The sequence below is a fragment of the Cobetia sp. BL01 genome (assembly GCF_056493605.1).
In genome coordinates this window covers 1-22,599 of record NZ_JBVBEE010000004.1, presented here as the reverse complement: position 1 = coordinate 22,599, position 22,599 = coordinate 1, and the positions used below count along the sequence as shown (strand labels likewise).

The 22,599-nt window shown below is 64.0% G+C and carries 21 protein-coding genes and 5 tRNA genes; 9 read left to right on the top strand and 17 right to left on the bottom strand.

Features of this window, described 5'->3' with window-relative positions; translation table 11 throughout:
- The first annotated feature begins 88 nt into the window (after positions 1–88).
- Positions 89–1,177: a sigma-54 interaction domain-containing protein gene (locus ACZYGA_RS08815; RefSeq protein WP_077378557.1), complete on the top strand. Its 1,089-nt coding sequence runs from the start codon at positions 89–91 to the stop codon at positions 1,175–1,177.
- A 111-nt stretch (positions 1,178–1,288) separates the two neighbouring features.
- Here the strand turns inward: ACZYGA_RS08815 and ACZYGA_RS08810 are convergent.
- From ACZYGA_RS08810 to ACZYGA_RS08770, 9 genes are all read right to left on the bottom strand, one after another.
- Positions 1,289–1,363: transfer RNA gene (locus tag ACZYGA_RS08810), tRNA-Gln, on the bottom strand.
- Between the two features lie 3 nt (positions 1,364–1,366).
- Positions 1,367–1,442 (bottom strand) — tRNA-Phe (locus ACZYGA_RS08805).
- 77 nt (positions 1,443–1,519) lie between these two features.
- Positions 1,520–1,595: transfer RNA gene (locus ACZYGA_RS08800), tRNA-Thr, on the bottom strand.
- A 49-nt stretch (positions 1,596–1,644) separates the two neighbouring features.
- Positions 1,645–1,719 (bottom strand) — tRNA-Gln (locus ACZYGA_RS08795).
- Positions 1,720–1,724: 5 nt separating this feature from the next.
- Positions 1,725–1,800 (bottom strand) — tRNA-Phe (locus tag ACZYGA_RS08790).
- A 104-nt stretch (positions 1,801–1,904) separates the two neighbouring features.
- Positions 1,905–2,216: an oxidative damage protection protein gene (locus tag ACZYGA_RS08785; RefSeq protein WP_077378554.1), complete on the bottom strand. Its 312-nt coding sequence runs from the start codon at positions 2,214–2,216 to the stop codon at positions 1,905–1,907.
- Between the two features lie 139 nt (positions 2,217–2,355).
- Entirely contained in the window at positions 2,356–3,525 is a 1,170-nt protein-coding gene (gene mutY, locus ACZYGA_RS08780; RefSeq protein WP_479398926.1) for an A/G-specific adenine glycosylase, read from the bottom strand.
- Between the two features lie 115 nt (positions 3,526–3,640).
- Complete coding sequence (locus ACZYGA_RS08775) at positions 3,641–6,037, bottom strand: AsmA family protein (protein WP_479398924.1); 2,397 nt, start codon at positions 6,035–6,037, stop codon at positions 3,641–3,643.
- A 194-nt stretch (positions 6,038–6,231) separates the two neighbouring features.
- Positions 6,232–6,678, bottom strand: coding sequence for an acetyl-CoA sensor PanZ family protein (locus ACZYGA_RS08770; protein ID WP_077379332.1), 447 nt, complete (start codon positions 6,676–6,678; stop codon positions 6,232–6,234).
- Between the two features lie 295 nt (positions 6,679–6,973).
- On the opposite strand from ACZYGA_RS08770, the gene hisB reads away from it, so the two are divergent.
- From hisB to hisF, 4 genes are all read left to right on the top strand, one after another.
- On the top strand, positions 6,974–7,567 hold the full coding sequence (gene hisB, locus ACZYGA_RS08765) for an imidazoleglycerol-phosphate dehydratase HisB (RefSeq protein ID WP_479398922.1): 594 nt from the start codon (positions 6,974–6,976) through the stop codon (positions 7,565–7,567).
- Between the two features lie 121 nt (positions 7,568–7,688).
- Positions 7,689–8,330: an imidazole glycerol phosphate synthase subunit HisH gene (gene hisH, locus ACZYGA_RS08760; protein ID WP_176493731.1), complete on the top strand. Its 642-nt coding sequence runs from the start codon at positions 7,689–7,691 to the stop codon at positions 8,328–8,330.
- 115 nt (positions 8,331–8,445) lie between these two features.
- Entirely contained in the window at positions 8,446–9,192 is a 747-nt protein-coding gene (gene hisA, locus ACZYGA_RS08755; RefSeq protein ID WP_077378540.1) for a 1-(5-phosphoribosyl)-5-[(5-phosphoribosylamino)methylideneamino]imidazole-4-carboxamide isomerase, read from the top strand.
- An 11-nt stretch (positions 9,193–9,203) separates the two neighbouring features.
- Positions 9,204–9,977 carry an imidazole glycerol phosphate synthase subunit HisF gene (gene hisF, locus ACZYGA_RS08750; RefSeq protein WP_271303479.1) on the top strand — a complete coding sequence of 258 codons (774 nt, stop codon included), beginning with the start codon at positions 9,204–9,206 and terminating at the stop codon, positions 9,975–9,977.
- A 106-nt stretch (positions 9,978–10,083) separates the two neighbouring features.
- On the opposite strand, the gene ACZYGA_RS08745 is transcribed toward hisF, so the two are convergent.
- From ACZYGA_RS08745 to ACZYGA_RS08735, 3 genes are all read right to left on the bottom strand, one after another.
- The gene (locus ACZYGA_RS08745) at positions 10,084–10,914 is read right to left on the bottom strand and encodes a CHAD domain-containing protein (protein ID WP_479398920.1); all 831 of its coding nucleotides are present in this window, start codon (positions 10,912–10,914) and stop codon (positions 10,084–10,086) included.
- 90 nt (positions 10,915–11,004) lie between these two features.
- On the bottom strand, positions 11,005–11,616 hold the full coding sequence (locus ACZYGA_RS08740) for a YjaG family protein (protein WP_077378530.1): 612 nt from the start codon (positions 11,614–11,616) through the stop codon (positions 11,005–11,007).
- 154 nt (positions 11,617–11,770) lie between these two features.
- Positions 11,771–12,067 carry an MGMT family protein gene (locus ACZYGA_RS08735; protein WP_479398918.1) on the bottom strand — a complete coding sequence of 99 codons (297 nt, stop codon included), beginning with the start codon at positions 12,065–12,067 and terminating at the stop codon, positions 11,771–11,773.
- A gap of 258 nt (positions 12,068–12,325) precedes the next feature.
- Here ACZYGA_RS08735 and ACZYGA_RS08730 point away from each other — a divergent pair, with 258 nt between their 5' ends.
- Positions 12,326–12,940, top strand: a complete 615-nt coding sequence (locus tag ACZYGA_RS08730) for a type 1 glutamine amidotransferase (protein ID WP_170877471.1) — start codon at positions 12,326–12,328, stop codon at positions 12,938–12,940.
- 35 nt (positions 12,941–12,975) lie between these two features.
- Here ACZYGA_RS08730 and mnmH read toward each other — a convergent pair whose 3' ends face one another.
- Entirely contained in the window at positions 12,976–14,082 is a 1,107-nt protein-coding gene (gene mnmH, locus ACZYGA_RS08725) for a tRNA 2-selenouridine(34) synthase MnmH (protein ID WP_077378521.1), read from the bottom strand.
- A gap of 157 nt (positions 14,083–14,239) precedes the next feature.
- A complete protein-coding gene (locus ACZYGA_RS08720) occupies positions 14,240–16,084 on the bottom strand; it encodes a SulP family inorganic anion transporter (protein ID WP_303567470.1) in 1,845 nt (614 codons plus the stop codon).
- Positions 16,085–16,361: 277 nt separating this feature from the next.
- Here ACZYGA_RS08720 and ACZYGA_RS08715 point away from each other — a divergent pair, with 277 nt between their 5' ends.
- Entirely contained in the window at positions 16,362–17,006 is a 645-nt protein-coding gene (locus tag ACZYGA_RS08715) for a DUF1415 domain-containing protein (RefSeq protein WP_279874836.1), read from the top strand.
- A gap of 111 nt (positions 17,007–17,117) precedes the next feature.
- Here the strand turns inward: ACZYGA_RS08715 and radA are convergent, their stop codons facing one another.
- The 3 genes from radA to ACZYGA_RS08700 all read right to left on the bottom strand — a co-directional run bounded on the left by radA (position 17,118) and on the right by ACZYGA_RS08700 (position 20,505).
- Positions 17,118–18,533 carry a DNA repair protein RadA gene (radA, locus tag ACZYGA_RS08710; protein ID WP_077378515.1) on the bottom strand — a complete coding sequence of 472 codons (1,416 nt, stop codon included), beginning with the start codon at positions 18,531–18,533 and terminating at the stop codon, positions 17,118–17,120.
- A gap of 185 nt (positions 18,534–18,718) precedes the next feature.
- Positions 18,719–19,186: a copper resistance protein NlpE N-terminal domain-containing protein gene (locus tag ACZYGA_RS08705; RefSeq protein WP_077378513.1), complete on the bottom strand. Its 468-nt coding sequence runs from the start codon at positions 19,184–19,186 to the stop codon at positions 18,719–18,721.
- 179 nt (positions 19,187–19,365) lie between these two features.
- On the bottom strand, positions 19,366–20,505 hold the full coding sequence (locus ACZYGA_RS08700) for an alkene reductase (protein WP_479398916.1): 1,140 nt from the start codon (positions 20,503–20,505) through the stop codon (positions 19,366–19,368).
- Between the two features lie 271 nt (positions 20,506–20,776).
- On the opposite strand from ACZYGA_RS08700, the gene hisC reads away from it, so the two are divergent.
- On the top strand, positions 20,777–21,832 hold the full coding sequence (gene hisC, locus ACZYGA_RS08695; RefSeq protein WP_404983415.1) for a histidinol-phosphate transaminase: 1,056 nt from the start codon (positions 20,777–20,779) through the stop codon (positions 21,830–21,832).
- 119 nt (positions 21,833–21,951) lie between these two features.
- Positions 21,952–22,395, top strand: a complete 444-nt coding sequence (gloA2, locus tag ACZYGA_RS08690) for an SMU1112c/YaeR family gloxylase I-like metalloprotein (RefSeq protein WP_479398914.1) — start codon at positions 21,952–21,954, stop codon at positions 22,393–22,395.
- The last annotated feature ends 204 nt before the right edge of the window (positions 22,396–22,599 follow it).

The window sequence follows — 22,599 nt, the reverse complement described above, 5'->3', positions numbered from 1 at the left end:
TGTCACCAGAAGCAGCCCGACAATTATGCTCCTGCAGCGATGCTCTACGAGCTGCTGACAGGGGTCCAGCAGCAAGGGAACATCACTCATGACCGCACTGAAGGCTCACCATCAGGCTACGCCGATCACCACTGCGTTGAATCTGACTGTCGACTCCCCCGCACGGGTGAAGTCTCTACCGACAGGCCGGCCTAACGGTTTTGAGGGGTTCATCGGAGGCTCATCGTCCATGCAGACCCTCTATCGCACCCTCATACAGGTCGCCCATTCGGACGCCCCCATCTTCATCACCGGCGAAAGCGGCAGCGGCAAGGAGCTATGCGCCACTGCCATCCACCGCCACAGCCCGGTACGCGAAGGCCCTTTCATCGCCGTCAACTGTGCTGCCATCCCGGCGGAGCTATTGGAATCACAGCTGTTCGGGCATGTGCGTGGCGCCTTTACCGGTGCCGTCAGTGCCCAGCAGGGCCTGGCCGTGGCAGCGGATGGCGGGACGCTGTTCCTGGATGAGATCGCCGAACTGCCCTTGCCACTGCAGAGCAAGCTGTTGCGCTTTCTGCAGACCGGCCAGGTGATGCCCGTGGGCGCGACACGCACGGTCGAGGTCAACTGCCGTATCGTCTGTGCCACGCATCAGGACCCGCGTCAGCTGGTGGAGACCCATCGCTTCCGCGAAGACCTCTTCTACCGCCTGCACGTCATCCCGCTCAAGGTGCCGCCCCTGCGCGAGCGCGGAAGTGACATTCTCGAGATCGCCAACGGCTTGCTGAGTCGCATGGCCAGCCACGAAGGCAAGCATTTCACCAGCCTGAGCGCCTGCGCGGAGCAGGCGCTGCTGGCCCACGATTGGCCGGGCAACGTGCGCGAGCTGGAAAACACCCTGCGCCGCGCCATCATCCTCCACGAGGGCGAGAGTCTCACGGCCGCCATGCTGGACCTGCCAGCACACGGCGGCTCACACGAGAGACTCGAGCACGCACCACCCGGCGCCGAGAACCAGGGCCTCTGGCAGCGCCCGCTGTGGATGGTGGAGCGGGATGCCATCGAGACGGTGATAGCGGCATGCGATGGCAGCATTCCGCGTGCCGCTGCCATTCTGGAAATCGCCCCATCGACCATCTATCGCAAACGCCTCAGCTGGCAGGCCCATCACCCCGGCTCATCCGCCGCGCATTGAGCGCCGAAAGACGCAAGGCGAGCAGACGCCAGACGCAAAAAAGCCACCCCGGAGGGTGGCTTTTCTGTTGGCTGCCGAATTCATCCTGCGACTTCATCTGCTAGCCAGAATTGGCTGGGGTACCAGGACTCGAACCTGGGAATGCCGATACCAAAAACCGGTGCCTTACCACTTGGCTATACCCCAATTTGGTGGCCAGAGACGGAATCGAACCGCCGACACGGGGATTTTCAATCCCCTGCTCTACCAACTGAGCTATCTGGCCGACCGGAAGACACAAAAAAAGCCGCCTGGGCGACTTCGATATCCTGCGTTCTTCGTTCATCTACAGAAGCCTGAAGATGGTGCCGGCTAAAGGAGTCGAACCCTCGACCTACTGATTACAAGTCAGTTGCTCTACCAACTGAGCTAAGCCGGCACAAAGAACTCATGATATGAGTCTTCTTACTACGTTACTGCATGTCAGCTGGCTGGGGTACCAGGACTCGAACCTGGGAATGCCGATACCAAAAACCGGTGCCTTACCACTTGGCTATACCCCAACACTTGGTGGCCAGAGACGGAATCGAACCGCCGACACGGGGATTTTCAATCCCCTGCTCTACCAACTGAGCTATCTGGCCCTTGCCAACGAGGACGTATTAAATAGAAAACCTTTCCCGACGTCAACCCTTGCTTATCAAGAATTTGGCGTCGTTATTCGTCTTCCATCGCCCTCGCCGTCTCGTCAGACTTCGTAGCCCTGTCCGCCCTGCGCTTCGCCCTTGGCGGCGGCGTCAGTCGGGACGAAACCTTCGGCCTGATCGGTCTCTTCGTTGCGGAAGAAACGCTCCATCTGCTCCATCAGATAGCGACGGCTGTCGGCATCCATCATGTTGAGGTGCTTCTCGTTGATCAGGCGTGTCTGCAGCGCCTGCCATTCTTCCCATGCCTGCTTCGAGACGTTGGCCCAGATATCCTGGCCCTTCTCGCCCGGCAGCGGCGGAAAGTCGAGACCCGGCAGGTCCTGGTCATACTTGCGGCAATGTACGGTGCGCATGGGTAACTCCGTAAGAGAACTGGATGTCAGTGCGGTTGAGCGCCGAGCCTTCGCCAGACGCTCAATCGATTGCCTCATTCTCGCACGCTTGAGCGGGTTTCCCCCAGGCGTCCGAGGCCTGTCGATGAGAGCGACTCGCTCACAGCCCGAACAGATCATCCGTGCAGCGTGCCAGCAGCGCCTTGACCGGTGCCGGCAGGCCCACGGCATCCGGCGCGGCGGGGTCGACGAAACGACGGTCTGCTCCGTGTTCGTTGACGCCATCCTCCGCCGACGGCGTCAGTTCCGCCGCTCCCAGCTGGACCGGCTGCGGCGTGATGGTCAGCCGGAAGTGGCTGAAGACATGCTCGAAACTGTCCAGCGGCGCCTCCAGATGCGCGCCTCGCGCTTCACGGGCAACCCACTCCCGCGCGGCCTCACGGTCCTCGACCAGCGGCGGCGCCCACAGGCCGCCCCAGATGCCCGTCGGTGGGCGTCGTTCGAGCAGAATCCGGCCCGCCTCGTCACTGACCAGCAGCATCAGCGTCTGACGTGTCGGAATAGCCTTCTTGGGCTTGCTCTCGGGGAAGCGCTTTTCCTCGCCGCGTGCATGCGCCACACAGACTTCCTCGAAGGGACAGCGCGTACAATCCGGCTTGCTGCCGCGCGTGCACAGGGTGGCCCCGAGATCCATCATCGCCTGGGTCCAGTCCGCCAGCCGCACCTGCGGCGTGTAGCGCTCCGCCAGCGTCCACAGCTTGCGCTCCACGGCCGGCCGTCCCGGCCAGCCTTCCACGGCATGCAGGCGAGCCAGCACGCGCTTGACGTTGCCATCGAGAATCGGCGCCCGTTGTCCGGTGCTGATGCTGATGATCGCCCCGGCGGTCGAGCGCCCGATACCTGGCAAGGCCGACAGTGCCTCGACACTCTCGACCGGGAAGGTGCCGCCATACTCAGCGACCACCTGTTGAGCGGCCTTGTGCAGATTGCGCGCCCGGGCGTAGTAGCCAAGCCCCGTCCACAGGTGCAGCACCTCATCGATCTCCGCCGCCGCCAGCGCCGCGACATCCGGGAAGCGCTCCATGAAGCGGGCGTAGTACGGCAGCACCGTCGCGACCTGGGTCTGCTGGAGCATGATCTCCGAGACCCACACACGATACGGGGTGGTGTTCTCCTGCCAGGGCAGGTGCTTGCGGCCATGCTCATCGAACCAGTCGAACACGCGGGCCTGGAATTCCTCCGGGCTCAGCGCAATGCTTGCCACGCCTGGCGGGGCGTGGGTATCAGACGCCGCCACGTCAGGCGTGGCCGCAGTGTCAGGTACCGCCATCAAGACTTCCTCTACTCGTGACTCGTACCATGGCGCGCCATGGTCTGGGCTCCAACGGCAGCACGCCAGCCCCGAGGGACTGGCGTGCCGGTCTTGCTGTGCTAGGAGCGCGTGATCAGTTGAACAGCCCCTGAATCGCGCCCTTCAGCTTGTCGCTGGCGCCTTCGCCCAGCTTGTCATCGATCTTCTTGCGCGTGTCTTCATCGAGCTTCTCATCCAGCTTCTCGCTGACCTTCTCGCCCGCCTTGCGCTTGGCTTCATCCTTGGCCAGTTCCGCGGCGGCCGTCTGGAAGCCCTTCTGGTCGAAGCCGCACCATTCGCCCGGTTCACCGCTCAGGTTGCCCTGACACTGCACCGGGAAACGCAGCTTGACCAGACGCGGATTGACCTCACAGGCAGCGTCATCCGTTCCTTCGATGAAGCGCGCCGCCACGTTGTAGTCAAAGGCTTCGGTCGGCAGGTTGAGCTGCCCCTTGCCATCCAGCGCGATACCCGGGATCGCCAGTGCCAGATCCTGATTGCTGATCACGCCATTGGTGACCTTGAAGCTGCCCTGTGCGCGTTCCAGCGGGGTATTCGCCGCCCAGTCACGCGAGGACGTCTTGCCACTCAGCGTCGCCACCGTGGTGCACATCTTCTCGGACACATTGACGTCGAGTATCTCGCCATTGCGAATCTCGAAGTCACCCGAACCATTCAGGTTGCGCTTCATGCTGTCGAGTTGATTGGTGCTGGTGGTGTAGTCGCCATTGAGCGTCAGACGGCCACGCAGGATGTCATCCTGCTCAGGCGCCAGTGCCTTGAGGAATGGCGCGATATCCAGATTGGTCAACTTCTCGCCGAAGCTCATGGTCAGCGGTGTCTTGCGACTGTCGATGCGGGCACTGGCTGCCAGGCTACCGCCGTACAGACTGGCCGTCAGGCTATCGAGCTGCTGCAGTCCCGGCTGGCCGGACAGCTTGGCGGACACCTTGCGCATCTCGAGTCCGGATGCCGTGAGGTTCGCGATGTCCAGCTGGCCCTTGAGCCCGAGAGTTCTGAGCAGCTCCACCGGCAACACCTCTGCATCGCCGTCAGCCGCGTAGGCCGGCGCCACCAGTCCTGCCGTCATCCCCGTACCGAGACTCGCAGTCTTCTCGCTGGTCTGCGGCGGGAGGTAGTCATCCAGATTCAGCGCATCGACATCCAGATCAAAGGTGATCTGCGAGGCATCGAAGGAGGAGCCGAGACGTCCGTTGATGGTGGTGTCATCCAGCGCCATCACCAGGTTGGTCAGCTGTACCTGTGACAGATCGCCCTTGAGCGGGCTGGAGAATGCCAGCGAGGTCAGTGCATCGCCGCGTGCCGTCTGCGGTGCCTGCATGCCGACCCGCGTCATCCACGCCTTGGGCGACAGCGGGGCCAGCTTGAACTGCCCGCTGTAGCTCAGCGCCTCGCCCGTGATGTCACTGGCCTTGAGCGCCCCGCTGAGACGCAGGTCACTGCCCGAAGTCAGCAGCAGATCGGAGAGCGTCGCGGTGCCTTCGGCAAGATCCGCTTCCGCCCCGAAGGTCGCCTTCACCGGCAGCGCCTTCTCTCCCAGCGACGGTTCGTTGAGCGAGGCATCCAGCTCCCCACCCTCGATGCGATAGCGCTGCTGCTCGGTATCCAGTGTCAGGGTATCGATCTCCAGCGCCAGCTGCTGGGACTGCTCGCTCAGCGACGGCATGCTGGTGGCGGTATCCAGGCTGATGCCGGTCAGGACATGGCGACCGTTCTGAAGGTCCAGCGCCACCTTGCCGTCCAGATTGATGGTGCTGCGCAGCTCAGGCTCACGCCCCTCCGCCACGAAGGACAGCTCCACCGGGAACGCCTTGGTCGGGCTGACGTTGCTGGAGCTCAATGCCAGCTCATTGAGCGTCATGTCGAGACCGCTGGCAGCATCCTGGTAGGTGATTTGCCCATTGGTGACCTGAATCGAGGCGATATCGAGATTGACGGCCATGCCTTCAGCGCCATCGCTGACACCGGCATCTCCCTGCGTCTCATCGGCCATGGCGACACCGGCACTCTTGGCGGGAGGCAGGGCCTTGTCCGCCGCACCGCTCTCGGCGGCATCGGCAGCATGCTGCAACAGACTCTCCCAGTTGCCTCGCCCGTCAGCGTCTCGCTTGAGGTCCAGTTTCAGGCCATCGAGGAACACGCCCTCGACCTCCACCTCACCGCTCAGCAAGGGCGCGAAGGACACCCCGACTTCGGCACGCTTGAAGGAGGCGAAGGGTGTCTGGTCGTGAGCCTGCTCCGGCAGCCAGGTCTGGGCGTCCTCGACACTGACGCCCAGGCGCGGGTAGAACGACCAGTCCAGCGGACCGTTCAGGGCCAGCTCCAGCCCCGCCTGGTCCTTGACCGCCTTGACCAGACGCGGCTTGAGATCATTCGGGTCGAGGAAGGTGGTGACATAGATCACCCCCGCCACCACGACCAGCGCCAGTACTCCGACGATGGCCAGCAAGGCCCTGAACAGTGCTTTCATCTGCGTCCTCCCTTTGACACGATGAGATGTCCGGGCTGCCTTCGCTCCTGAAGGCATTGCCCGGCACGTGTGAATGATCCCGATTGTCGCACCTGAGGGCGCGAACGTGCGCCCGATGCCAGACGCCAGCGTCAACGTTCACCTGCGGTGGACAGGCCCCGGCGTCATCAGTTCCTGTCACGCCGGTCCAGCCGTCAGCTTTCGCTATCTGTCTGGGCCAGCACGAAGCCTTGCTGCTCGGCATCCTTCACGTAACCGAGCCGCGACAGCAGAAGCTCGTCAGCCAGCGTCAATCCTTGATCCGGCACGACCAGCAGGCGCTCGCGCGCCGCCGCTTCCAGCGACATCAATGCCATCAGGCGCGTTCCCACCCCGCGTCGCCGGGTACTCTTGCGCACGCAGCAATGACGGATGCGCCATGCCCTTCCATCGTCCTCGCACAGCAGAGCGCCGATATGGCGATCATTGAAGAAGGCGGTGCAGAAGCGATGACCGGTCTCCAGGCTAGCCTGAATGAACTCATCCGGCGCGAGTGGCAGGCGTTCACCGGGGGCTTCGTGATAGATGCGTGACAGGTCGATGCGCACTTGCTCATCGGCCTGCCAGCGTGCGTGATCGATCATCTGAAGAGTGACCGGCATGGTGAGATCCTCGCCCGCGATATGAATGCCCGCCATTGTAGCGGATGCCGTTGTCCTTTCTCTATAATGACGGGCTGGGCAGGCAAGGACGACGCGTCTGCCATCGATCAGTGACCCGCAACCTCGACAACGTCACTGGATCACGCTTTCACTTGCGACATCACATGACAACAACCACATGATGCGCACTTCCCGGCCGGACTGGACATACGCCTCTCATACCCAGGCCCCAGACTGCGCCAGACCTCATCAGCCCCGAAGCCGCGGTGAGGTCACCGACCGCTGGAGAGACATCATGGCAGAGCGTATCGCCGAGGTTCATCGCAACACCTCGGAAACCAAGATTCGGGTTCGCATCAATCTGGACGGCGAAGGCAAGCTGAGCGCCAACACCGGCGTGCCCTTCCTCGAACACATGATGGACCAGATCGCCCGTCACGGCGTGATCGACATCGACGTCGACTGCGACGGTGATCTGCACATCGACGACCACCACACCGTCGAGGACATCGGCATCACTCTCGGCCAGGCCTTCGCGCAGGCGCTCGGCAACAAGGCCGGCATCCGCCGCTACGGCCATGCCTACGTGCCGCTGGACGAAGCCCTGTCACGCGTGGTGATCGACTTCTCCGGTCGCCCGGGCCTGTTCATGCAGTGCGAGTTCACGCGCGGCAACATCGGGCGTTTCGATACGCAGCTGTTCTGGGAATTCTTCCAGGGCTTCGTCAACCATGTCGGCGCCACGCTGCACATCGACAACCTCAAGGGCTTCAATGCCCACCACCAGGCGGAGACCATCTTCAAGGCCTTCGGCCGTGCCGTGCGCATGGCGGTGGAAGAGGACGAGCGCATGGGAGGCCGCATCGCCTCCACCAAGGGCTCGCTGTAAGCGTCGTGAAGCGCGGCCAGAGGATGTGTCGCCAGCCATTGCCGCTTGCCGGGCACCGGGTGGCACTTCCTCTGCATGAACATCCAATGCCGGAGCCCCCTCCGGCCTGCGGGAGAAAGACATGACGATTGCCGTCATCGACTATGGCATGGGCAACCTGCACTCCGTCGCCAAGGCACTTGAGCATGTGGCTGACGAGAATGTCGTGATCACCAGTGACCCGCGCGCCATCCGTGGTGCGACCCGCGTGGTGCTGCCCGGTCAGGGCGCCATCCGCGATTGCATGGGCGAGCTTGAGCGCGCCGAACTGCGCGGGCTGGTCGGCGAACTGCTGAGCAACCACAGCAAGCCGCTGCTGGGCGTGTGTGTCGGTCAGCAGATGCTGATGGAGCGCAGTGAAGAGAACGGTGGCATCGATTGCCTCGCCTACTTCAAGGGCGATGTGAAGCGCTTTGATGACCAGCAGCTGGACGAACACGGCCAGCGTCTCAAGGTGCCGCACATGGGCTGGAACCACGTCGCCCACACCCAGGGCCATGCGCTGTGGGAAGGCATCGAGGACAACTCGCGCTTCTACTTCGTGCACAGCTTCTATGTCTCGGCTGCCGAGCGCTCACAGGTCTTCGGCGCGACGCATTACGCCGGTGCCGAGGCGCACGTCGCCATCGGTGAGGGCAGCCTGTTCGCGGTGCAGTTCCACCCGGAGAAGAGTGCGGCCGCCGGCCTCAAGCTGCTCGAGAATTTCGTCCGCTGGCAGCCCTGAGGGCTCACCTGCGTGACCGTCGGTGCCTGCCTTGCGAGTCGGGCACCGATTCATCCGCCTTCGATATACCGACGACAATTCAGGCGTGCCAAGACACGCCGAGAGGACACCCGACATGCTGGTAATCCCCGCGATCGATCTCAAGGACGGTCAGTGCGTACGCCTGAAGCAAGGCCGCATGGAAGACTCCACCAACTACGGCGATGACCCGCTGGCCATGGCCGCGCGCTGGGTCGAGGCCGGTGGTCGCCGCCTGCATCTGGTCGATCTCAACGGTGCCTTCGAAGGCAAGCCGGTCAATGGTGACGCCGTGACACGCATCGCCCGCGCCTACCCGGAGCTGCCGATCCAGATCGGCGGTGGCATCCGGGATGCCGCGACCATCGAGCACTATCTGGAAGCCGGCGTCGGTCAGGTCATTATCGGCACCAAGGCCGTGAAGGAACCGGCCTTCGTCGCCGAGATGTGCCGCGCCTTCCCGGGCCGCATCATCGTCGGTCTCGATGCGCGTGATGGCTTCGTGGCCACCGATGGCTGGGCCGAGGTCTCCACCATCAAGGCGACCGAGCTTGCCAAGCGTTTCGCCAATGACGGCGTGTCCTCCATCGTCTACACCGACATCGCCCGCGACGGCATGATGCAGGGCGTCAACATCGAGGCTACCGTGGCACTGGCCCGCGAAGGCGGCATCCCGGTGATCGCCTCCGGCGGCGTGACCAATCTGGATGACATCCGTGGCCTGGCTGAAGTGGCCGATCAGGGCATCCTCGGCGCCATCACCGGTCGCGCCATCTATGAAGGCAGCCTGGATATCGCCGAAGCACAGGCGCTGTCCGACGCCATCACCGGCCGCACGGCCTGAGGGGAGCGATCATGGCACTCGCCAAACGCATCATCCCGTGTCTGGACGTCGACGCCGGTCGCGTCGTCAAGGGCGTCAACTTCGTCGGTATCCGCGATGCCGGTGATCCGGTCGAGGTCGCCAAGCGCTACAACGAGCAAGGCGCCGACGAGATCACCTTCCTCGACATCACCGCCAGCGTCGACAACCGTGGCACCACGGTCGACATGGTGTCGCGCATCGCCGGTGAGGTGTTCATCCCGCTGACGGTCGGTGGTGGCATCCGTACCTGCGAGGACATCCGCACCATGCTGAATGCCGGCGCGGACAAGGTCTCGATCAATACCGCCGCCGTGTTCAACCCGGACTTCGTGCGTGAAGCGGCGGACCGCTTCGGCAGCCAGTGCATCGTGGTCGCCATCGACGCCAAGCGCGTCAGCGAAGGCGGCGAGACTCCGCGCTGGGAAATCTTCACCCACGGCGGGCGCAAGCCAACCGGGCTCGACGCTGTCGAGTGGGCGAAGAAGATGGTCGAGCTGGGCGCCGGTGAATTGCTGCTGACCAGCATGGACCGCGATGGCACCAAGGCCGGCTTCGATCTCGGCGTGACACGCGCCATCTCCGACGCCGTCAGCGTGCCGGTCATCGCCTCCGGTGGGGTCGGGACTCTCGACCATCTGGTGGACGGCGTGCTCGAGGGCGGGGCGGATGCGGTGCTGGCCGCCAGCATCTTCCACTTCGCCGAGTACACCATCCCGCAAGCCAAGGCCTACATGGCCGAGCGCGGTATCGAGATGCGCCTCTGAACGATCTCCTTCGCGTCAGGTAGATACACGAACGCCGCCACTCCTCAGGGAATGGCGGCGTTCGTGTCTTCAGAGACATTACCCGCAGGTCAGGCGACGACAGCGCTCAGGCGTAGCCCAGCTTCGCCAGTGGCGTGAGCGCCTGCTCGAGTCGCTGGTCGGCAAGTCGCAGAATATCACCCACCAGATGCTTCTCGGCGGCGGGCAGCATCACCCGCTCGCCGACCCACAGCGCCAGCTCGGCAAGGTCATGCTGATTGCCCAGACGGGATGCTGCCTTGTCGAGCAATTCCGGCTCACGACGACGCCCACGACTCGGTGACTCGAGTTCACGCCCTGCCGTCTCCCCCAGCGCCGCATGCGCCAGTGCCAGCTGGAACCTGCGGTACTTGATCCACTTGCGCAGCCGGTGGGACGTCTCGATCTCCCGCTCGCTGATCACCCGCGCCGCCAGCTTGTGGAGGCGGTGACGACTGAATTCCAATCCGGCCGTGAGCTCCTCTCCCGTCAGCGGAGCGGCCTGCCAGGCGGCCACCTCGTCGCTCAGCAGCCGTTTCAGAGGTGCGTGATCCAGCTCCGCCACCGACTCGCTCAATGCGGCACTGATCAGCCCCGGACGCAGCGCATCCAGCAGACGCTGGCTACGCTCATCCACCCAGGCATAGGCGCGCGCATGGGTCTTGCGCAGCATGCGCGCCTCACGCGGGCCGGCCAATGCCCTGGCGATGGCGCGCGGACGCGCCTGATGCTCACTCACCGCCGCCTTGCCCAGTGACTCACGTCGCAGTTGCCACCAGCCCCGCAGCTGCTTGCAGTCGACGCGCAGCGCATGGACCTCCTGCGCGCTGAGCGTCGCCTGCGCCAGATGCTGCTGCATTGACTCGAGATGCGCGAGGATCAGGCCATTCAAGGGATCAACGCCTGTGCGGGAAAGCATCTGACTCGTCTTGCCCATCTGTCTCTCCAAGGGAATGGCCTGGCTGCCAGTGTCAGCCGGGCAGGCTTGCTCACCCGGTCTTCCGGGGGCTCATTCCTGCAAGGATAGCCCCAGATTGCTGACATCCTCGTTACGCCCCAGCCGCTTGAGCGCTCGCCAGTCATCACGCTCAAGACGCGGAGCCTCGACACTCTCCAGCACGGCGTCCTGGAAGTCGCGCTCATCGACCATCAGCGGATGTTCGCGAATCATGGCTTCCAGCGCTTCCTGCTCGATGCCCTCACCGGCCTGCAGGTCGATCAGCGCGCGGACGCCATCGGCGGACAGGCGACTGACCTTGAGCGCGGCTTCCGGCTCCTCACTGATCAGCACATCGATGCAGGCGGTCAGCGCCATGACGGCTTCCAGTGCACGGCGCGCACCGAAGCTGTCGTCATGCTCGTCGGGCTCGAAGGCCGTGACCTTCTCGGCCTGCAGCGAGAAATCGATCTTGGCATCGCGGACGCGCAGCTGCTCCCAGACGAGGTCCAGCAGCTTGCGCAACTCGCGCGTGGTCTCCAGCGCGCTGGCGGTGCCATTGGCCTCGGCGTAGAAGCCGGCATTGGGCAGGAGTCGCTCGGTCAGCGTTGCCATGAAGGCGGTACGGCGAACGGGGGCCAGCGCTTCCAGACGCGCGCGGAAACCGGGAACAGGCTGAGTCATGACGGCTCTCTTCTCACTTCACTTTTCAAAGAGGCGGGACACATGTCGGGAGGGGGAAACCCGCCAGCCGACAGCCCGCCATAGATGGCATGGGACATGCGTTAGGGTAGCGCACTCAGGCGGTCTGACGAACGAGACTTTGCCGCGGCGAGATTCACGGCCACAGACATTCTCTGGGCACGCGGCCGACAGCATCGAACAGCACGCCTTCGCTGCGCAGTTTCTCGCGCTGACGCACCGCGCCACCGTGGTCGGCGACCTTGAGCGAGGCATTGATCACCCGATGCCAGGGCAATTGATGGCCATCCGGCAGATGGCGCATGGCCGAGCCGACCATGCGTGCGGTGGCGCCATCGGTCATGCTGGCGATTCGCCCGTAGGTCGTGATTCGCCCTGCCGGAATCTGCGCCACCACGGTGTATATCTGCTCGAGCAGTTCAGCACGCATCACGCTCTCCCCTGTTTGTGATCAAGCTCATCCAGCACGATACCTCCACCTGCACGCTGCGCAATGGCGGGCATCAGGGGCACACGAGCGCAGACCTCGGGTCTTTACGCTGCCAGATGGCTCACGCATGATGACGCCATGCACCTTTACTTCATACATCAAGGCCTTATCCCCGACGCAGCGCCTCACTCAGCGACTGATGCCCTGCCACGATCACAAGGCTGGCAGGACTCTGTACGCCTGAGCGACTGGCTTGTCGGCATGGGCCACAGCTACAACACCAGCTTCCCGCTGGATGGCGAGACGCTCCCCGGCATCGACGATTTCCAGGCGCTGGTGATCCTGGATGGCCCTCAGCCATTGTCAGGTGCCGAGAGCGCCCAATCACAGCCACTGCGCCTGCAGCGCAAGCTGATTCGCCGCGCGCTCAACAGCAACCGTCCCGTACTGGGCATCGGGCTGGGCGCGCGCCTCATCGCCGAGCAACTCGGCGCCATCGTGTCTCCGGCCGTGGTGCCGCAGCGTCGCTGGGCCACGCTCACGCGCAGTGACGAGTGTCCCGTGGGACTGCCCGCCGAATTCGAGACGCTGCTGTGGCATGAGGAGATCTGTGGCCTGCCGGAGGATTGCGAGCTGCTGGCCAGTGGTGAGCATACCCCGATCGCCGGATTCAGCTGGGATGCTGGCCGGGTGCTGGCGCTCAACTTCCATCCCCATCTGGATGCCGGCGCAACGCGTGACCGTCTCCGGCATCACCCCGCCCCGAATGAGGGACGCGGAGTGCAGTCAGAAGACACGCTGCTGGAAGACCCGAAGCGCTTTGATCGGCAGGCCGCCCTGCTGGACCGCCTGCTGGTGGACTGGCTCGACGCCTGAGGCGCTCCCGGGCGGCGCTGGGGCCCTACGACGACTCAGCGCTGCCAGCGATGCGTGGCGCTCCAGTCACGCACGAAGGCGAGCGTGTTGTCCCAGTCGCCGACATGCAGGAAAGTACGCTCGTGCTTCTCGAGCTGATAACGGTACATGGGGTCGTAGTATTCGCTGAGCAGCGGGGCCAGCCAGCCCTCATGGGCAGTGGGATTGCCGCGCTTGTGTTCACGGAAGGCGATGTCCTGCATGCGAATCAGGCGCGCCAGACGTGCACTGCCCAACCGCTTGCGCAGACGCAGCAACGCCTGACGCAGCTGACGCTGCAGCAGTGCCCAGCCGAGGAAGTCACCATAGTGTCCGCTGTAGGTGGCCCACAGCCCTTCGATGTAGTCCTTCTGAATCTGCACCAGTCGCCAGTCCAGTGGCATCTCGACTCTCACCAGCGGGGCAGCCTCCATCGCGCGCCATGCCTGCAGCGGAATGTTGACGCTGCCGATGAAGCGCGACTCATCTTCCATGACGGTGGGCGCGTCCGCGGCCAGTGACAGCATCTCGGCGCTGATGCGATGCTCGAAGTCGATCTGGCTCGGTGCCGGGAAGGGGTGACGGCCGAAGGCCGAGCCCTTGTGGCGCGCGCAGCCTTCCAGGTCGATGCCATTGTCAAGCGCATGGATCAGCTCGGTCTTGGCGCAGCCGGTCAGGCCACCGATCAGCAGCATCGGGGCCTGCTCGACGCGCTCATCGATATGCTGGCAAAGCTGCTGACGCATGGCCTTCCAGCCCCCGGCGATCCGCGGGCGCTCGATGCCTGCCTCCTTCAACCATTGCTGGCTGAGCTGAGAGCGCATGCCGCCCCGGAAGCAGTAGAGAACCGCCTCGGGATGGCGCTCGACGTGCTCGACCCAGGCACGAATCCTGGCGCGCTTGATCCCGCCACTGACCAGCTGATGACCCAGATGCACCGCCGACTCCGGGCCGACCTGCTTGTACTGCAGACCGACCCGGTGACGTTCCTCGTCATCCATCAGCGGAAGGTTGACGGCCCCCGGCAGGGAGCCGGCCGCAAATTCGATCGGTGCACGCACATCGATCAGCGGACGGCCATCGCGAATCAGATCGCAGCTGGCCGCCACGGTGGGCAAACTCATGGGCATCTCTCGACTGGAAAACTGAAATGAGGCAATGGCCGGCGACTCGCACCCGGCACATCGATGGCTGGCATTCTATCGCATGCACGACATGGCCCCCAGCCTTGCCGTCTCGCGTGCCGCCAACTCTCGCCCCGCCAGCTGCCGCACCACCCGCTCAGGCCAGCGGCGGCGTCAGACGAATGCCCTGGCTCGGGCCGATGCTGTCAGGGCCGAACAGCGGGCAGGACGCACATGCGGCCGGCTCGCCGTCGTGTGGCCGATGCGCCTCGGACACTGCCTCGCGCAGCGCGGCAATGGCCGCCTCGGCAGTATGAAAGTAGTGCTCATCCCCCATGCGCTCAAGGAAGCCTCCGCGCTCCATCACTTCCAGCGCGTAGCGTCGGAAGCCGCACATGCTCAGGCTGCCGCCGGCATCCTGTAGGCGGCGCTGCTCGATCTCGAGCATCTCGGCCCCCGCGATGTCGATGAAGTTGCAGCCGGTGCCGAGCAGGATGACGTGCTTGCCGGTATAGCGCGCCAGCTTGCGCTGGACGTGGTCCACCGCGCCGAAGAACAGCGAGCCATCCACTCGCAGGATGACGACCTCACGGCATTGGGTCAGCTGGTAGCGCTCGGCATTGCGCACGCCCAGCTCCGGGTGTTCGGGGTCCGGTGCCATTTCCACCAGACGTGGACGCGAGGTGCGATTCAGATACAGCACCAGCGACACCAGCACGCCGGCGAAGATGGCGAACTCAAGCGGCAGCAGCAGCGTGGCGAGGAAGGTGATCACCAGCACCACCGCTTCCTCGCGGCTGACGGTGAGAATCTGACGGATATGACTGAATTCGATCAGGTTGGCGGCGATCACCATGATCAGGCCCGCCATGGCGGGCAATGGCAGCCAGGCCGTGACATTCGGCACCAGCAACAGCACCGCCAGCACGATCAGGGCCGCGATCATCACCGACAGCGGCGTGCGGGCGCCGGCATCGTAGTTGGCCCCTGAACGGGTGAAGGAGCCGGAGCCGGCGAAGCACGAGAAGAAGCTGCCGACCAGATTCGACAGCCCCTGGCCGATGAACTCCTGATTGCCATCGATGCGCTGATGCGAGCGTACCCCGATGGCGCGGGCGATGGAGACCGCCTCGATCAAGCCGAGAACCGCCAGCGCAAAGGCCGCACCGCCCAGCGAGCGCAGGGTGTCAAACCCCAGTGGCGGCAGAGAAAGCGGCGGCAGGCTGCCGGAGAGGGCCCCCACCATCGGGATGCCTGCCTCGCTGCCACCCAGCAATGCCGCAACCCCGCAACCGACGGCCATCGCGACCAGCATCCACGGCAGTCTGCGATTCACCCGTCGCACCAGCAAGGCACTGGCGAGCGTACTGAGGCCGGTGATCAGGGTCGACCACGAAGTGTCTTCCAGGTGCCCAAGCAATGCCCACCAGGTGCCGAGGAAGCTCGAGGCATCTCCCAGCGCGATACCGAACAGATGCTTGAGCTGACTGGTGGCGATCAATACGCCGGCACCGGCGGTGAAGCCGATCACCACGGTATGCGAGATCAGATTGACCAGCGCCCCCATGCGCAGCAGCCCGAGTGCGAGCTGGATGATGCCGACCATGCAGGTCAGCGCCAGCACCAGCGGCAGGTATTCCGGACTGCCGGGGGTGGCCAGGGTCGAGACGGTACCGAAGACCACCATCGAGATGGCGGCGGCCGGCCCGCTGACCATATGACGCGAGCAGCCGAAGAGTCCGGCGATGATCGCGACCACGATGGCGGCATAGAGTCCATGTGCCGGAGGCAACCCCGCGATCAGCGCGTAGGCCACCCCCTGAGGCAGTACCAGCACCGCACCGCTCAGCCCGGCGATCAGGTCCGCGCGCGCATCTCTCGGCGACAGCTGGCGCATCCAGCCCAGAAACGGCAGCAGGCGTGACAGGCGGTATGCCGTGGCACTCGACGTGGCAGAGGCATCATCGGCAGGCTGGCGTGGCGGTGGATTGTCAGCGGGCAAGAAGTGCCTCCATGAAGGTGCGTGGGCTGCGGGAGAGGCCATCGCCTCCGTGAAGAAACGATGCCGGGGCCGGGCGTGGCGACGTCCGGCCCCGGCAAGTCTATCCCTGAATACGCTGATGAAACAGCGTGTCAGCGAACCGTACTCGCCGGCCCGGGGCTCCCTTTGTCGGTAGCGATACCGGCGACAATCGTGGCGCGCTGCCAATCCGGACTGGCCATGGCCGGCATGAGCAGTGACAATGCACCCTCCTGACACCGCTGCGGACCCTGACGCCATGACCACCGACGCTACGCCTGCTGACACCACCTCTTCCACTCCGTCGGCCGGCTATACGCCTGCACTTGAGGTCAGTGAGGCCGAGGCCATCGAGACCACCCGCCAGTGGGTCGAGACGCACATCATCGCGGACAATCTATGCCCATTCGCGGCACGTGAAGTGGCGCGCAACAGCGTCCAGTACGCCGTCATCCCCGGCGCGGGACTCGAGCGTTGCCTGCAGGCACTCGGCGATGAACTCCTCAACCTCGATGCCAATCGCGATGCCGAAACCACCCTGGTGATCTTCAAGGATGGCTTCCGCGACTTCGATGCCTATCTGGAGCTGCTGGATTACGCTGAGGCACTGCTCGAGATGCAGGGCTATGAGGGCATCTATCAGCTGGCCAGCTTCCATCCGGACTATGTCTTCGAGGATACCGAGGAAGACGACGCCGCGAACTACACCAACCGCTCGCCCTTCCCGATGCTGCACCTGCTGCGGGAAAGCTCGGTCGAGGCGGCGATCAATGCCTATTCGGGGGATGTGGAAGAGGTGCCGGCGCGCAACGAGGCGCTGATGCGCGAGCGTGGCGTCGAGCAGCTGGTCGCGCGCCTCAAGGCCTGCGCTCACGCCGCCCGTCAGGCTGACAACCAGGACTGACATCACGCCCAGTGGCAATCCCATATGCACAAGGCCAGCCGCGAGGCTGGCCTTGTGCGTTTCAGGCGGAATGTCACCGGAAAGCTTGCGCGTGGCAGCTGCCGGCAGCCATCACAGGGCTTCCAGCGCCTGGGACAACTTGTCGACCGCGACGATCGTCATGCCCTTGGGCGGATTCTTGGGGGCATTGCCCTTGGGCACGATGGCGCGCGTGAAGCCATGCTTGGCGGCCTCGACGATGCGCTCCTGCCCACTGGGCACCGGGCGGATCTCGCCGGACAGGCCGACCTCACCGAACACCACCAGTTCACGCGGCAGCGGGCGGTTCTGCAGGCTGGATACCACCGCACACAGCACCGCGAGGTCGGCGCTGGTCTCGAGCACCTTGACCCCGCCCACCACGTTCAGGAAGACATCCTGATCGCCGGTGAACAGGCCGCCGTGCTTGTTGAGCACGGCCAGCAACATCGAGAGTCGGTTGCCATCCAGACCGACCGCGACGCGCCGGGGATTGCCCAGCGGCGAATCGTCCAGCAACGCCTGGACCTCGATCAGGATCGGCCGAGTCCCTTCCCAGACCACCATCACCAGGCTGCCGGAGGATTGCTCCTCGCTGCGTGACAGGAAGATCGCACTGGGGTTCTTCACCTCTTTCAGGCCAAGCTCGACCATGGCGAACACGCCCAGCTCGTTGACCGCGCCGAAGCGGTTCTTCTGTCCGCGCAGGGTGCGAAAGCGCGAATCACCGTCCCCTTCCAGCAACAGGGAGGCATCGATCATGTGCTCCAGTACCTTGGGGCCGGCCAGCGAGCCATCCTTGGTCACGTGGCCGACCAGCAGCAATACGGTGTTGGTCCGCTTGGCGAAACGCGTCAACGCCGCGGCGGACTCACGCACCTGCGAGACGCCCCCCGGCGCGGAGGACAGATCCTCCAGGTGCATGGTCTGGATGGAATCGATGATCAGCACTTCCGGCTTCTCGCGCTCGGCGGTGGCCAGAATCGTCTCGACACTGGTCTCGGCCAGCATCTTGAGTCCCTGGGTCGGGAGCTGCAGTCGATGGGCACGCATCGCCACCTGCGACAGCGACTCTTCACCGGTGACGTAGAGCGAACGCTTGTGCTGCGCCAGCTTGCAGGCGGTCTGCAGCAGCAGCGTCGACTTGCCGGCGCCGGGGTGCCCGCCGAGCAATACGGCGGAGCCAGGCACCAGACCGCCGCCAAGCACGCGATCAAACTCACCGAAGGTCGAGGAGAAGCGCGGCACTTCGGCCAGCGAGACGTTGGACAGATCCGTCACGTTGTCACTCAGCGTGCCGGCATAGCCGCCTCTGGCGCTGGTGGCGCCACGTGACGCCCCGCCAGTGCTGATGCCCCCGGCAGCCGGCGCAGCCCCCGGCAATACCGTGGCACCGACCCGAATCTCCTGCAGGGTATTCCACTCGCGACAGCCGCTGCACTGCCCCTGCCACTTCGAGAATTCGCTACCGCACTCGGTACATACGAAGGCGCTCTTTGCTTTCGCCATCAGACCATCCTGTCAGGGAGTAATGATTTCAGACCACGTCGCCCGGCATGGCACCCATGCCCCGCATCGCCCGATGGCACCAGGCAGGGGCGCTCGATGCGAACGTCCGACACGGATGCCAGACACAAGCAAGGCGGCTTGCGCCGCCTTGCTGTCACCTCACGCGTGCATGACACGCGGTGGCATCACTCGCGCTTGAGACGCAGTGTCTCGCCGTTCTGGAAGCGGCGCTTCTGCGGGTCGACCAGTTCCAGTGTCTGGGGGTCCAGGCGCAGGAAGTAGTAGGTCTGGCCCTCGCCATTCGGCGTCAGCTCATAGACGGTGGCATTCGGGTCGGTCACCGTACCTGACAGCACATCCCACTGCCCCTCGTAGTGCTCCGGCGCGGGCTGCTGCGGATGATCGCGATAGGTGGCATCGAGACTGAAGGTACGCGCTTCCGGGGCAGCATCTTCCGCTCCCTTGAGACGCACATCGAGGTCAATGCCCGTGCAACGACGACACGGCAGGGTGCCCTTGTAGACGGCAACCTGCTCGCTGGCTGTCTCGGTGGCGTCATTGGCAGCGGCACCATCCGTCGTCTGGGCCGTTGATGCGCACCCGGCGAGACCGACCATCAGCGCGGCTCCCACCATCAGAGTCCTGATCTGCATTGAATCCTCCTTAAGGCGATGATTCGATAGCAGCGTCAGCGCTATCGACGGCGAGCGGCCCGACTGCCTCGACAGACGGACCGCTCACGAGCTTCCACGCTCAAGAATAGCGGGTATCAGCCCCGTGAGGCCACCCCCGATGGCGTTTATCGAACGCCATTCGCTAAATCATGTCGGCCTCAGCCACGGCGATCATGCCCGTTGTCGAGGAAGGGATAATCGGTGTAGCCCTCGGCACCGCCACCGTAGAAGGTATCAGGATCCTGCTCGTTGAGCGGCGCATCCAGACGCAGGCGTTCGATCAGGTCCGGATTGGCGATGTAGGGGCGCCCGATGGCGACGGCATCCGCAATGCCCTCGTCGATGATGCGTGCCGCACGCTCCCCATCGTAATGACCGCAGAAGATCAGCGCGCCCTTGACGCGCTCCCGCAGTGCGCGGCGGAAGTCATCGGTGAACTTGACGTCGCCGCCGGCCCAGTCCGGCTCGTTGACGTGCACGTAGGCAATGCCACGTCTGGAGAGCTGGTCTGCCATATAGAAGGCCATCTCTTCCGGCTCGTCATCGGTGAGACCGAAGATCTCGATGAAGGGCGTCAGACGGATGCCGGTGCGCTCCGGCCCGAAGACCTCGGCGACGGCATCGACGACTTCCAGTGTCAGACGTGCACGATTCTCGACCGAACCACCGTACTGGTCGGTGCGCTGGTTGGTACCGGTCGCCATGAACTGGTTGAGCAGATAGGCGTTGGCGGCATGTACCTCGATCATGTCGAAGCCGGCACGCTTGGCGCGCACGGCAGCCTGACGATAGTCCTCGACCAGCTGGGGGATTTCCTCCGTCTCCAGCGCACGCGGCGTGCTGGTGGGGTGGCGACCACTGCTGCCATCCTCGAACTCGACGAAGCACTGAGCGCCTTCACCACGCAGGGCGCTGGGCGCGACCGGTGGCTGGCCATCCGGCTGCACCATCTCGTGCGAGACACGCCCGACATGCCACAGCTGAAGCGCCATGCGTCCACCCTTGGCGTGCACTGCCTCGACGACGCCCTTCCAGCCGGCTTCCTGCTCATCCGTCCAGATACCCGGTGTGTAGACGTAACCACGCGCGGTCGGCGAGATGTTGGTCGCCTCGCTGATGATCAGGCCGGCGCCGGCACGCTGTCCGTAGTAGACCTCCTGAAGCTCACCGGGAATGCTGTCCGGCGTGCGCGCTCGGGTCAGTGGCGCCATCAGGATACGATTGGGCAGGGTGAGATCACCGAGCATGACCGGATCAAGCAGGGTGTCGGCGTACGGGGCCTTGGTGTTGGCAGTCATCGGTGCTCCTTGAGTCTCTGATCTTTCGCCAGCCGCCGCTTCGGGCGAACCGGGCGGGCATGCCAGTGACATGCGGTGCGCCAGCCGATGCTTCAAGCGCACGCGGTGCATGAGAATAATGCTGGGATGGCAACAATGCGCCAGGTCGCGCCACGCGGCATCCTCGCGACTCATGCGAGAGCCTGCCGATGCTTGTACCGCGACGATCCAGCGGGCAACATGAAACCTATCCATGACACGGGTCATGCACTGTCACCAGCGGCGAGAAATCATGAGCAAGTACTGGAGCCCACAGGTCCACGACCTGACCCCCTACGTCCCCGGCGAACAACCGCGTGAGCAGCTGATCAAGCTGAACACCAATGAAAACCCCTACCCGCCGGCCCCGGCCGTGGAACAGACGCTGCGCGAGTTCAATGCCTCTGACCTGCGTCGCTACCCGGACCCGAGTTCCAGCTCGCTGCGCGCCGCCCTGGCCGAGACCTTCCATGTGGCCGCAGAGGAAGTCTTCGTCGGCAATGGCTCCGACGAGGTGCTGGCGCTGGCCTTCCAGGCCTTCTTCCGTCAGGACAAGCCGCTGCTGTTGCCCTCCATCAGCTACAGCTTCTATCCGGTCTACTGCCGCATGTATGGCATCGAATCACGCAGCATCGCGCTGACCGACAACTGGGAAGTCGATCTCGAAGCCTTCGGCAGTGACAATGGCGGCATCATCTTCGCCAACCCCAATGCCCCGACAGGGCATGGCCATGGCCGCAAGGCGATTGCCGCGCTGCTGGAGCGCAACCCGCAGAGCGTGGTGCTGGTGGATGAGGCTTACGTGGACTTCGGGGGGGAAAGCGCCATCCCGCTGATTCATCAGTATCCGAATCTGGTCGTGTCGGGCACTTTCTCGAAGTCGCGCAGCCTGGCGGGCATTCGCCTTGGCTATGCCGTGGCCTCGCGGGAGCTGATCGAGGGCCTGGAGCGCGTGAAGGACTCCTTCAATTCCTACCCCATCGATCGTCTGGCCGAGCAGGTCGGCGTCGCCGCGCTCAGTGATCCCGCCTATTTCGATGAGTGCCGCACACGCGTCATCACCACCCGTGAGCAGACGCGCGATCGCATGGCTGCACTGGGCTTCGAGATCCTGCCGTCACAGACCAACTTCGTGCTGGCGACTCACCCGACCCATGATGCCGGCAAGCTGTTCATCGGCCTTCGCGAGCAGGGCATCCTGGTGCGCCACTTCAACACCGATGCGCTACGTGACTATCTGCGCATCAGCATCGGTACCGATGCCGAGATGGACAGCCTGATCGAAGCCCTGGAAACCCTGTGTCGTTGAGATAGCGCACAGCATGACCCGTGATGGGTTCAATGAAAGAAGGCGCCCACTGGGCGCCTTCTTTCATCAGGATGTCACTCGGGCATTCGCCACCGAAGACTCTCAGCAGGAGCAACCATATGACAACGGAACGTCCCACCATGGCATCAAGTGCCACTTCGACAGCGCGCCTGCCTTTGACGCGAGTGCATCACGTGGCACTCATCACCGCTGATTACCCACGCGCCAGGCGCTTCTATCTCGAGGTCATGGATGCGCAGGTGATCCACGAGGCCTATCGTGAAGCCCGCGACAGCTACAAGCTCGACCTGCGCTTGCCGGGCGGTATCCAGCTGGAGTTGTTCTCCTTCCCGTCGCCGCCTGAGCGCCCAAGCTATCCGGAAACCTGTGGGCTGCGTCACCTGGCGCTGGCAACCGAGGACATCGACAGCTGTGTCGAGCTGCTGATCGCCCGTGGCGCCACGCCAGAGCCGATACGTGTCGATGAATACACCGGCGCCCGCTTCACCTTCCTGGCAGACCCTGACGGTACGCCCATCGAGCTCTACGAAGTCTCGCCCTGATGTGATGGCGCGCTGAAACTTCACTGGCTCTGAAGATAAAAGGCCCCGAAGACAAAAGGCCCCTGTCGAGATTTCGACAGGGGCCTTCTTGTGTCATATGCACGTTGCTCACGCGGAGCTTTTCTTTCGTCCACAGCTATTTCGCATGCAGGACTTTCTGGGCAACTTCTCCGAGCACGACTTTTCCTGAGCACCACTTTTTCT

Bases quoted from the DNA above. Each gene is read 5' to 3' on its own strand.
- ACZYGA_RS08815 (WP_077378557.1), top strand. From the start codon at position 89: ATGACCGCACTGAAGGCTCACCATCAGGCTACGCCGATCACCACTGCG.
- ACZYGA_RS08785 (WP_077378554.1), bottom strand. From the start codon at position 2,216: ATGCGCACCGTACATTGCCGCAAGTATGACCAGGACCTGCCGGGTCTC.
- mutY (WP_479398926.1), bottom strand. From the start codon at position 3,525: ATGGCGGTACCTGACACTGCGGCCACGCCTGACGTGGCGGCGTCTGAT.
- ACZYGA_RS08775 (WP_479398924.1), bottom strand. From the start codon at position 6,037: ATGAAAGCACTGTTCAGGGCCTTGCTGGCCATCGTCGGAGTACTGGCG.
- ACZYGA_RS08770 (WP_077379332.1), bottom strand. From the start codon at position 6,678: ATGCCGGTCACTCTTCAGATGATCGATCACGCACGCTGGCAGGCCGAT.
- hisB (WP_479398922.1), top strand. From the start codon at position 6,974: ATGGCAGAGCGTATCGCCGAGGTTCATCGCAACACCTCGGAAACCAAG.
- hisH (WP_176493731.1), top strand. From the start codon at position 7,689: ATGACGATTGCCGTCATCGACTATGGCATGGGCAACCTGCACTCCGTC.
- hisA (WP_077378540.1), top strand. From the start codon at position 8,446: ATGCTGGTAATCCCCGCGATCGATCTCAAGGACGGTCAGTGCGTACGC.
- hisF (WP_271303479.1), top strand. From the start codon at position 9,204: ATGGCACTCGCCAAACGCATCATCCCGTGTCTGGACGTCGACGCCGGT.
- ACZYGA_RS08745 (WP_479398920.1), bottom strand. From the start codon at position 10,914: ATGCTTTCCCGCACAGGCGTTGATCCCTTGAATGGCCTGATCCTCGCG.
- ACZYGA_RS08740 (WP_077378530.1), bottom strand. From the start codon at position 11,616: ATGACTCAGCCTGTTCCCGGTTTCCGCGCGCGTCTGGAAGCGCTGGCC.
- ACZYGA_RS08730 (WP_170877471.1), top strand. From the start codon at position 12,326: ATGGGCCACAGCTACAACACCAGCTTCCCGCTGGATGGCGAGACGCTC.
- mnmH (WP_077378521.1), bottom strand. From the start codon at position 14,082: ATGAGTTTGCCCACCGTGGCGGCCAGCTGCGATCTGATTCGCGATGGC.
- ACZYGA_RS08715 (WP_279874836.1), top strand. From the start codon at position 16,362: ATGACCACCGACGCTACGCCTGCTGACACCACCTCTTCCACTCCGTCG.
- radA (WP_077378515.1), bottom strand. From the start codon at position 18,533: ATGGCGAAAGCAAAGAGCGCCTTCGTATGTACCGAGTGCGGTAGCGAA.
- ACZYGA_RS08705 (WP_077378513.1), bottom strand. From the start codon at position 19,186: ATGCAGATCAGGACTCTGATGGTGGGAGCCGCGCTGATGGTCGGTCTC.
- ACZYGA_RS08700 (WP_479398916.1), bottom strand. From the start codon at position 20,505: ATGACTGCCAACACCAAGGCCCCGTACGCCGACACCCTGCTTGATCCG.
- hisC (WP_404983415.1), top strand. From the start codon at position 20,777: ATGAGCAAGTACTGGAGCCCACAGGTCCACGACCTGACCCCCTACGTC.
- gloA2 (WP_479398914.1), top strand. From the start codon at position 21,952: ATGACAACGGAACGTCCCACCATGGCATCAAGTGCCACTTCGACAGCG.